The organism is Nitrosomonas sp. Nm34, from assembly GCF_900113925.1.
GTDB lineage: Bacteria > Pseudomonadota > Gammaproteobacteria > Burkholderiales > Nitrosomonadaceae > Nitrosomonas.
The window spans coordinates 1-11016 of the sequence record NZ_FORD01000069.1 but is presented as its reverse complement, the minus strand read 5'-3'; the positions used below and the strand labels follow the sequence as shown (position 1 = coordinate 11016).

Sequence of the window (11016 nt, the reverse complement as noted above, 5' to 3'; positions counted from 1 at the left end):
GAAGTCGTGCAAACCAATCGCGTAAGTGGCGATCCGCATACTCATAAATACCTTTGATCTCTCTATGCTTGTCCATTACACCGAACAGGAAGAGGGTAATCACTTCTTCGTCGCTAAAGCTTAAATCCGCGTGGTTGCTCATTCTTTGACTATAAATCCAAAGGTTTTGCTGATAATGCTTGCAAACATAGCGATAAATCGCTATTAATCGGTCTTGCCAGTTCATTCGTTATCTTGATTTATTGAGGTTGGGTGATATCTTCCTCAATAGTTTAACGTTATCGATGAACTGGCTTCTATTTCAGCTCTTAATTCGCATTTAAATGATTTGGAATCATGCAAAATTGTTTATATTTGTGAGGTAACTCCCATCACTTAGCAATTTGCTTGAACAGTAGTAGTATGAATATATGGGATATCGTGGTGCCATTATGTATACTAAAATTATATATGATATTGTAATATTAAATAAACATTTAGAAAACATATGCTTATTTCCCAATCTATTTTGAGTTAATCAATTATTATCACTTTATGTATATTTTTTTATTATTCCATGATATTTTGACCAACTATAATAATTCGTCATTTTTTGGCGACACAGATTCTGTAGCATGGAATATTAAACTATAAAATTTTGTCAACAAATATATGCTTCCAATTTTCTCAGTTTTAAAAATGTTATTAGATTAAAGGCTGTTATAGAATAATATTTGTATTTTTAATGGATATTTCTTATGTTGAAAAAGTGCAGCTTGAGTCACTTCATGAGCTTGAATTTAATGCTAATTAGCTGACCAATAAAATTAATTTAATAATTATTTTTTAAAAATTTTACTTTATTTTCTAAGAGTTGTCATGAATGATATTACTTCAGCATTTCATGAATACTTCGAAATCGTGATTGCCAACACTCAAGCATTGAAGAACGAAGTGTTTAGTTTGAGATATCAAGTTCTATGCATTCATGAAGGTATTCCAGGGTTTCAAGCAGATAATTATCCTGATGGACAAGAAAAAGATGAATATGACGATTACTCGATACATCTTCTTTTGCGCCACCGATCATCCAATTCTTTTATAGGCACTACGCGTTTGATAATGGCTAATGACTTGAATATTAGTCAAAAATTCCCAATGGAGTTGTATAGTCAATTTTACAAAGAATATGTAAATATACAAATATTGCGTAAACATACAACCGAAATTTCTAGATTCATTATTCGTAGTGATTTCTTCAAGCGGAAAGAAGATTCTCGTTTTTTGGATGACAATAATTTAATGGGAGATTATGCGAAAGGGCGCAGGCGGTTTCCCCATCCGATGCTCGCGTTGGCTGTTGGCGTTATTCAGCTGTGTGCTAAAAATGATATCTATTACTGGCTATCATCAATGAATCCTGCTCTAAATAGGCTATTGAATTTTTATGGTATGCAGTTTGATCCTATCGGACCACTAGTGAACCACCATGGTTTGCGTCGACCTTATTATGTTTGTTTGCTTGATGTATTGGAAAGGATGTATACCAATCATCGGGAAATATGGGAGCTAGTGACTGATAATGGTAGAATCTGGCCAGCGAAGCTTGAGCATTTAAAGATAATATCTGCACCTCGGCAGGATAAGCCAAATACTGATATAAGTATAATGACCTGCTAGAACATTTTTTGCATGGCGGTACGTTTCACTGATTATTTGTGCTGTCTTTTTTTGCTGCTTTTGTTAATCGGTGTAACACCCGCCACAAGCGGTACACTAGACAGTGATTCTGTTGAAGTGGTCGTTCATCCCAGCGTACCTGTACGGAATCTTTCCAGAAACTCGTTACGTGCTATTTTTGGTATGCGTCTTAGAGCATGGCAAGATGGTTCCCCTATTAGGGTATTCGTATTACCCGACGAAGCACCTTTGCATAATCTTTTTGCCAAAGAAAAACTCAATATCTTTCCATACCAATTACGTTCAGCTTGGGATCGGCTTATCTTTTCAGGGACAGGTCAGGCACCCTTTCTAGTAAATTCTGAAGAAGAAATACGTACGCGGGTTGCTAGTACACCCGGCGCTATCGGTTATCTGAAGAGAGTGAATATAGATGACACTATCCAAATTCTTCATATTGAATAGACTAAGTATTTTGAAAAGGTACATGGTACGAATTGGAGTACTATTAGTTATTCTATATCCATCCTGGATTAATGCGGAAGAGAAAAAAGTTTTGAATGGTCTGCAGGTCCACGGCTTTCTAAGCCAAGGTTACATTAAGACTACAGATACAAAAAATGATGTATTTGGAGATAGTAGCAGTGGTAAAGGTAGCTTCGATTTTAGAGAGATTGGGGTAAATGCATCGCATCGACCAATAACCAATCTCCAATTCTCAATGCAATTATTATCACGTCAGGCAGGTGAAAGTAGTAAGGGGGGGATTCGTATTGATTATGGCTTTCTAGATTATACTGCAATAACGAGTGAGACTAAGGAGCTTGGGGTACGTTTAGGACGAACCAAGAATCCGCTTGGTTTTTATAATGATACGCGTGATGTGCCTTTTACTCGGCCAAGTATTTTGTTGCCTCAATCGATCTATTTTGACCGTACGCGAAATTTAGGGATGGCTTCGGACGGCGTACAAATCTATGGCGAATCACGTAATGACTGGGGAGATATCACTGCTCAGTTCGGTGTGGTTTTTCCACAGGTCGACAATAAAAATACTGAAGCGGCTATTTTTCAAAAATCACAGCCAGGAGAACTCACACCGAGATTATCTTATATAGGACGTATAATTTATGAGCGAGATGGCGGGCGCTTTCGCTTCGGGATAAGTGGCGCACAGGTCAACGCGGGCTATGATCCGGCAGAGAAAGGTGATAAATTGAGTGCAGGCTCACTTGAATTTATTCCCCTAATTTTTTCTTTGCAGTACAATGCTGAGCGCTGGAGTTTTACCTCGGAATATGCATTACGGCATATCGATATGAAAAATTTCCATAATCCTGTCCTTGATCGGAGTTTTACCGGAGAAAGCTACTATTTTCAAGGTATTTACCGGTTTAATCCACAATGGGAAGCCGTAGTGCGGTATGATGCCTATTATGCTGATAGAAAAGATCGTGATGGCGATGAGTGGAACGCTTTTACAAACGAGCTTAACAATTTTAAAGGCGGGCGACCTGCACATAGCCGTTTTGCCAAGGATTTGACTTTGGGTCTGCGCTGGAACATTACCCCCTCGATTATGTTACGTGCTGAGTATCATCGGGTAAATGGCACAGGCTGGTTATCTACATTGGATAATCCAAATTCTACTTTCACAGATCAACATTGGAATCTTTTTGCAGCCCAGGCTTCTTACCGCTTTTAAGCAGAAATCTGCATGAAACAAAGTGTCCAGGGAAAAGCAACTCATTTTGCCAGATTTGCTGATCAGGCATCATCCAAATTTGTCAGTTTGAAATGGAAAATTACGCTACTTACCAGCATGATATTGCTGATAGTAGTTACGATATTCAGCATCATTAGCTATAAGAGACTCATCAATAATATTGATCAACAAAGCGAGCAGCAATATCAGCGTCATGTCCGCGAAGTCGAAAAGCTAATTGAGCAAATTTCACATAATTCTCATTTACTCATCAGGATGCTCCCTTTTCTGAAGGGGATGGATGTAGCCTTATCGACACAAAATACTAAGCAAATTGAAGAGGCATTTGACCATCACTGGCCATTATTGCAGCTCCAGAATGGAATTGAAGCGGTAAGATTTTATGATCAATTTGATCAACTCCTAGTAGGTTGGGATAGTTTCGAGCCAGACATCTATCGTGACAAGCTTATCAAGGAGCATGTGAGTAAAGTCAATTTTCATGAACATCCAGCTAACCCATTGATCTGCCTGGAAAGTTGTATTCAGTATACGATCGAGCCACTTCTGATAGAAGGTGTCCGTGCAGGAACGATTGTTATTGGCGCCTCACTAGCTGATGTTTTCTTGGGTTTTAAGCGAACATTTGGTTCGGATATTGGTTTGTTTCTAAAAGAAAAAAAATACAAGATCACCCATAATGATGTATGGTTTCCTGAGTGGGATATACGCTTGGCAGCATTGACCAATAGAGATAAAAACATTGATATCCTTAATCAAACGTTAAAAGAATATCCAGATCTTGTGAGCCTCAAGCAAGGAATTCAAACTCAATGGAATAAGCGCCATCAGCGGATAAAACTTTTGCCGTTACAAGGGATAGGTGTGACGGATCAGGCGCATTTGGTTATCATTACTGATATTACAGAGACCATTGAAGCAATTCGTGATGCTATTTGGCGTATCGTCAGCATTGGTTTAATTGGTTTAATATTTTCAGGAATATTATTATTTGCCATTCTTTCCAAGCCACTTTCACAGCTTAAGCATATCGTATTTACCTTGCCACTCTTAGCGGGAGGAAGCTTTGGAATTTTCCGAGCGACGCTTTCCTCAATGGGTAGGAAGCATTGGCTAAAGGATGAGATCGATCTTCTTTATGAAGCAGCAATAACCCTATCTCATAAGCTTGAGAAGCTGGAGGATAAAGTCATTTATCGTACCAAGCAGCTTGTAAAGCAACGGGATGAATTAAGTAAAGAGAAAGATTTTATTGCGCATTTGCTGAATACAGCGCAAGTCGTCGTGCTGACTCAAGATGTTAAAGGCAAGATAATGATGTTGAATGCATATGGCGAAATGCTGATGCGTTATACTGAAGAAGAGATTCAAAGTAAAACTTTTTTTGAGTTGCTGTTGCTGGATGGGGCGCAATATCATCTTGGCGATGAATTAAAACAGGTATGTTACGGTCAACGTGAACAATTAAGGCATGAGACGATTACTTTATGCAATGATGGTTCAAAAAAACATATTGTTTGGTTGCATTCCCGGTTGTCGTGGCAATCTGAAGAAGATTCATCAGTACTCTCCGTTGGCCTGGATATTACAGAATACAAGCGTGTTGAAAGTAATTTGATATGGCTGGCTAATCATGATCCATTGACCAATTTATATAATCGACGCCGTTTTAGTGAAGAGCTCGAGAAGATGGTCGTTTGGTCGCAGCAAAACCAACAACCGGGTGCATTGTTATTTTTCGATCTCGATCGATTTAAGTACATTAATGATACCAGCGGGCACCAGGCAGGTGATTCTTTACTCAAAAAAGTTGCCGATATGCTGTCTCATACCATTCGTGCAACAGATATAATGGCGCGTTTGGGAGGAGACGAATTTGCAGTTATCCTGCCAGAAGTTACGGCAAGCGGGGCTATTGAGGTTGCTAAGAAAATTTTATTTCACTTAAATGAAACCCAGTTAATCGTAAATAATAGGACACACAAAATTGCGGCAAGTATTGGGATAGCTCTTTTTCCGGAACATGGTAATACGATGCATGATTTATTGGCTGCGGCTGACCTTGCTATGTATCAGGCCAAGGATAAAGGACGGGGAACTTGGCATTTATTTTCCAATGACGATGAAATAAGAGAACGAATGCACACTCTGGTCTATTGGAAAGAAAAGATCGAGTATGCCAATCTATATGATGAGTATTTGCTCTATTTTCAACCGATTATGTCGCTACGTGATAGAACAATTACCCATTATGAAGTGTTGTTACGTATGCGCGATAAAGATGGTACCATTTATACGCCTGGGGCTTTTATTGCTGCTGCAGAACATATTGGTCTTATCCACGAGATCGATCATATGGTGTTGCGCAAGGCTATTGCCCAAACAGCCATAATCAATAAACCGGGTAATCGAATTCGCTTGTCAATCAATTTGTCTGCACATGCTTTCAAAGATCCGGAATTACTCCCCCTGATTAGAAATGAACTGATATTTCATGGCGTCGATCCCACTCTTTTAATGTTTGAAATAACAGAGACTGCAGCTCTCGAGAATTTCTTTGGAACTAAACAATTACTTGAAGAAATTAAAAAACTTGGCTGCGGCTTTGTGCTGGATGATTTTGGTGTTGGTTTTTCATCTTTTCGCTATTTGAGAGAGTTGCCGGTCGATGCCGTAAAGATAGATGGTTCATTTGTTAAAGATCTCGCAAATAGCTCTGCTGATCAAGTACTGGTTAAAGCCTTATGTAGCGTGGCAAGGGAGTTTGGTAAGAAAATTACAGCTGAATTTGTTGAGAATGAGGAAGTGCTTATCTTGCTGGAAAAAATGGGAGTTGATTTTGCGCAAGGCTATTATATTGGTAAGCCATGTGCAGGGAATGAGATCTTCCATCACCTGAAGTTTGATGGTGCTGTCAATAAATTAGAGTATTCCTATTCTGGCAAAAAAGTAATTCCGTTTCGAAATCAAAAATGACGCAAAGGCGAGCCGTAGATAGTATCAATGATACGGCAAGGTAAATCCGACAAAATCAGTTTAATTTGGCGTGAAACACTACGTAATTTAAGCGCAAAGTAGTATCGCAATTAAATCCTGCAATACGGCATATTGGGTCAATTAATGCTTATTCAGTTACTTCTTCCAAGCGCCACCCCTGGCGCCTCTAGTATCGGATAACGAGCAAGCATTTCTAAATGCGTTTCATTATATGGGGTGGGCAGCAAACTGACAATGACTGTTGAAATGGAATAAGTGGATCAGATTAATTTTCTCTCTCCAAAGCCGCAGCAAAGAAGCCATCAGTTTGGTGAAGTACAGGTGATAGTTGCAAATATTCCCCTGTATCAAGCGGTATCTTTTGTTGTGCCAGTAGACTCGCACAATTTAATTGAACGAAATGAGGATTGTCAGAAAGAAAGTGTTTTACAATGTCTTGATTCTCTTCCGGTAGAAGGCTGCAGGTAGCGTAAACCAGCCTGCCGCCCGGTTTAAGTAGATTGGCAGCAGAAGAAAGAATGGCGGCCTGTTTGCGTTTTAATTCTCCAATACTCTGCGGTGTTTGCCGCCATTTCAGATCCGGGTTGCGGCGTAAAGTTCCTAATCCACTGCAAGGTACGTCAACGAGTACCCGATCTATTTTTCCGTACAGACGTTTTAGCCTGATGTCACTTTCATTGTTGATGCGTTGAGGATGCAGATTGGACAAACCAGAGCGCTTAAGCCGTGGCTTTAGATTATTGAGCCGCTTCTCAGAAATATCGAAAGCATAAATACGGCCTTGGGAATGCATGAGCGCTCCCAGCATCAGTGCTTTGCCACCAGCGCCTGCACAAAAATCAACTACCATTTCGCCACGTCGAGGTGCCAGCAGATAGCCTAGAATCTGACTGCTTTCATCCTGTACTTCTATTTTGCCAGAAAGAAACAGCGGATCTTGATTAATAGCGGGTTTCCCGGATAGACGAATCCCGATAGGTGAGTAGGGTGTAGCATGTGCCTTGATACCTTTCTGATTTAATAGGGTGAGTACCTCATGACGTTTTGCAAGCAATGTATTAACGCGTAAATCTAAAGGAGCGGGTTGCTGGAGCGCCTGGCCCAATCTAAGAATCTCGGTATCAGATAAACATTTTTGTAACTTTTCCATTAACCAGTCAGGAAATTCTGCTTGAATAGCAAGAGGCTGCGAGCCTAAATTGATTGCTTTAATGTGAGCGAGCCATTTAGCTTCAGATTCACTGATGAAGGTGGTTAGTTCGCGCAAATTCAAGCCTTCAAATTTGACGAGGTAGGCGAGAAGCAGGGCGCGGGGGGTTGCTTTTTCTACCAGGTGTTCTAGAAAAAACCTGTGACGTAAAATACCGTATACAATCTCTGCAACTGCAGCTCGATCATTTTGGCCTGCCATTGGATGATTACGGAAAAACAAGCGTAGCAGGATATCGGCGGGAGATTCCAGCGGTAATATCGTACGTATGGCTGCTATGGCCATATCCAGTTGAGTAAATGTTAGGCGCATGGTAAATGATAATAAAGAGAATATTTTGTCAGCGCTTCAGATTGGCCTATGAGAATGGTTTGTTTTTGACGACGGGCGCTACCACATTAATTAAAGACACAGCAAAAATTAATTTTGGAATGATCAATGGGTCTGAAGCAAATGTTTATTGATCTAACCGAGGCGAATATAAAACATGTTGGTCTGTAGTCGCTTCTCGAATTTTTATACTATTACTGGTAAGCATAAGCCGATCTTCCAGAAACCAGCGTACAGCTTGCGGGTAAATCAAATGTTCCTGTTGGAGAACCCGTGCAGCCAGGGTTTCAGTGGTATCTTCTGGCAGGACAGGTACCGCAGCCTGAACAATAATGGGACCATGATCAAGCTGTGGGGTAACAAAATGTACTGTACATCCATGTATTTTTACACCTTCATTGATTGCGCGTGCGTGCGTATTCAAACCGGAGAATGCGGGTAATAAGGAGGGGTGAATATTGATTAATCGATTCTGATAACGGCTAACAAAACTATTACCAAGAATGCGCATGAAACCAGCAAGTGCTATTAAGTCAGGTTGGCAGGCATCAATTTTTTCTGCGAGCGCAGCATCGAACAATTCGCGGCTGGGATAAGCGCGATGATCTAACACATGTGTTTCGATATGACGCGATCTCGCAATTTCTAATCCTGTTGCAGCCGCATTATTGCTGATCACAGTGATGGCCTTTGCCGGGAGTTTGGCATCGAGCAACCTCTGCATGTTGCTACCTCTACCAGAAATAAGAATAACCAAGGATTTCATGAGGTATGTGGCTGATCAAACAATCAGAATAGCTGGTTCATTAGCATCACGTTGCTTGATGTGACCGATTTGCCAGACTGTTTCTCCATTATTATGTAAGACAGCTATAGCTTCTTTTGCATACTCTGGCGCAACCACCAAAACCATTCCTATACCGCAATTGAAAACCCGGAACATTTCTTCATCAGTAACGTTGCCTTGCTGTTGGAGCCAATGAAATAAAGGAGGAATTTCCCAAGATTCTTTGTTAACATAAGCCATTGTTCCCATAGGCAGAATGCGTGGAATATTTTCTAGTAATCCTCCCCCGGTGATATGAGCTATACCTTTTACCGGCAATCGTCTGAATAGCTCTAGTACAGGTTTTACGTAGATACGGGTTGGTGCCATAATAGCTTCTATCAGCGTGCCATTTTCAAACTTGTTGTTCAAATCAATAGCATGTTTTTCAATAATTTTTCGGATTAATGAAAAGCCATTCGAGTGCACGCCATTGGAAGTAATTCCGAGAACGACATCGTTTTCCGTAATGGAAGAGCCATTAATAATGCTATCTTTCTCTACGACGCCTACCGCAAAACCGGCCACATCGTATTCACCTTCTGGGTACATGCCGGGCATTTCAGCTGTCTCACCCCCAATTAAGGCGCATCCAGCTTGCATGCAACCTGCTGCAATACTTTGAACAACCCGAGCAGCAGTATCGACTTCTAGTCTGCCACAAGCAAAATAGTCCAAAAAGAACAAGGGTTCTGCACCTTGCACGAGAATATCATTGACGCTCATGGCAACCAAATCGATTCCAATGCTGTCGTGCTGGTTAAATTGAAAGGCAAGTTTCAATTTAGTGCCTACCCCATCAGTTCCCGTTACTAATACAGGATGACGGTATTTCTGCGGGACTTCAAAGAGTGCACCGAAACCTCCGATGCCGGCGAGTATTTCCGGACGCCATGTGCGTTGAGCAAAAGGCTTGATCTTCTCAACCAGAAGATTGCCTGCATCAATGTTTACGCCGGCGTCGCGATAGGATAGCTGATCTGATTTAGGATGTTGGGGATTAGATGAAGTCAAGTTGAATTCTCACTTGGTTACGGATAGAGTGGCACATTTTAGTAAAATGTAATTTTACCGCAAATGAACACTAAAGACTCTGAAGATCAACATTCTCTTTGGTAGATCATTTTTATCGGCGTGCTTGGAACACTGATTTATCTCCTGAGCCAATACTAGCGCGTTTTATCTTAGCCGGGTGATTGCTTATATCAGTATCGGCTGGCGATATTAGATTTTTTAATGAATTTATTGCTTGCACTCATTGTGTTCCTTTATCTGCTCCGTGATAGAAATTTCTTGATTGCCTAACTCAATGAGTGGATACCGCCAATTTGGCGAAAGCAGCTGTATCCTTATGTATGAAACGATCGTGTGCTGGCAGAGCTCTGACGGGGTCTATTGCAGTCATTATCCTTATGAGCGAGTGGTGTCTAAGTGATGGGTTTATGGGTGATTGGGCTAGAATTTGCTGTATTAATTGACTCTTGGCGGGGATTTTGTATTTGTATCTTATCTGGGTGCAATCGTAGATTTGCTACTTGCGATATTTGCCGCACTGATGCAGTTTCAGGGGTGGAGCAGCGTGATCAATTTGCATAAGCAATATCTGGATACGGTGCGTTCTTGATTGATTTATTGTTTTTTTTTAATCTTGCAATGGTTTAATTCCAATTGATATTTGCTTGATTTGCCAGAGATTGCCCTTATATTAGCGGTCATCTGACTGAGGGAAATTTTTCATGGTTACCGTCCGTTCCCCTGCTGTAGCAGGGCTATTTTATCCAGCCGATTCGCAACAATTAGCTGAGCATATCGAGCAATTATTGAGCGCGGCCCAGCCACATAAATCAATACCTAAAGCATTGATTGTGCCGCATGCTGGTTATATCTATTTGGGTGCGATTGCAGCGTCGGTGTACATCACGCTTTGTTCCTTTGCTGAGCGTATTCGGCGTGTTATCTTGCTAGGTCCGGCGCACCGTGCGGCATTACGTGGTCTAGCGTTGCCGGATGTTAATGCTTTTACCTCACCAATAGGTCAAATGATGATTGATACAGCTGCCATCACTGACACCATACATTTACCCCAGGTGACGGTCAGCTGGCAAACGCATGCGTTGGAGCATTCCTTGGAAGTGCAATAGCCATTTCTGCAAAGTATCTTAGGATTTAGCTAAAAATAACTTCCCGAAATCAGATTGTTTGTGGGACTGCCCGGTAGTTCCAGCGAGGAAGATAGTCATCAAAGATGATCCTCATATTTTCAAGAAA

Annotated in this window: 9 protein-coding genes; 5 read left to right on the top strand and 4 right to left on the bottom strand. The window is 41.0% G+C overall.

Annotation, left to right across the window (positions count from 1 at the left end):
* The coding region (locus tag BM283_RS15630; RefSeq protein WP_217646558.1) for a hypothetical protein at window positions 1-226 on the bottom strand (226 nt) is incomplete at its 3' end.
* Between the two features lie 632 nt (window positions 227-858).
* On the opposite strand from BM283_RS15630, the gene BM283_RS15625 reads away from it, so the two are divergent.
* Genes BM283_RS15625 through BM283_RS15610 form a run of 4 tightly spaced genes read left to right on the top strand, consistent with a single transcriptional unit; the run spans window position 859 to window position 6361 of the window.
* Entirely contained in the window at window positions 859-1659 is an 801-nt protein-coding gene (locus BM283_RS15625) for a PEP-CTERM/exosortase system-associated acyltransferase (protein ID WP_090694749.1), read from the top strand.
* A gap of 12 nt (window positions 1660-1671) precedes the next feature.
* Window positions 1672-2124: a type 2 periplasmic-binding domain-containing protein gene (locus tag BM283_RS15620; RefSeq protein WP_175492183.1), complete on the top strand. Its 453-nt coding sequence runs from the start codon at window positions 1672-1674 to the stop codon at window positions 2122-2124.
* A 22-nt stretch (window positions 2125-2146) separates the two neighbouring features.
* Window positions 2147-3364: a hypothetical protein gene (locus BM283_RS15615; RefSeq protein WP_090694747.1), complete on the top strand. Its 1218-nt coding sequence runs from the start codon at window positions 2147-2149 to the stop codon at window positions 3362-3364.
* Window positions 3365-3376: 12 nt separating this feature from the next.
* Window positions 3377-6361 carry a bifunctional diguanylate cyclase/phosphodiesterase gene (locus tag BM283_RS15610; RefSeq protein WP_090694745.1) on the top strand — a complete coding sequence of 995 codons (2985 nt, stop codon included), beginning with the start codon at window positions 3377-3379 and terminating at the stop codon, window positions 6359-6361.
* 286 nt (window positions 6362-6647) lie between these two features.
* On the opposite strand, the gene BM283_RS15605 is transcribed toward BM283_RS15610, so the two are convergent.
* The 3 genes from BM283_RS15605 to purM all read right to left on the bottom strand — a co-directional run bounded on the left by BM283_RS15605 (window position 6648) and on the right by purM (window position 9762).
* Window positions 6648-7904 carry an RsmB/NOP family class I SAM-dependent RNA methyltransferase gene (locus BM283_RS15605; protein WP_090694743.1) on the bottom strand — a complete coding sequence of 419 codons (1257 nt, stop codon included), beginning with the start codon at window positions 7902-7904 and terminating at the stop codon, window positions 6648-6650.
* A gap of 145 nt (window positions 7905-8049) precedes the next feature.
* A complete protein-coding gene (purN, locus tag BM283_RS15600; RefSeq protein ID WP_090694740.1) occupies window positions 8050-8688 on the bottom strand; it encodes a phosphoribosylglycinamide formyltransferase in 639 nt (212 codons plus the stop codon).
* A gap of 15 nt (window positions 8689-8703) precedes the next feature.
* Complete coding sequence (purM, locus tag BM283_RS15595; RefSeq protein ID WP_090694737.1) at window positions 8704-9762, bottom strand: phosphoribosylformylglycinamidine cyclo-ligase; 1059 nt, start codon at window positions 9760-9762, stop codon at window positions 8704-8706.
* A 722-nt stretch (window positions 9763-10484) separates the two neighbouring features.
* Here purM and amrB point away from each other — a divergent pair.
* Window positions 10485-10889: an AmmeMemoRadiSam system protein B gene (amrB, locus tag BM283_RS15590; protein WP_090694735.1), complete on the top strand. Its 405-nt coding sequence runs from the start codon at window positions 10485-10487 to the stop codon at window positions 10887-10889.
* The last annotated feature ends 127 nt before the right edge of the window (window positions 10890-11016 follow it).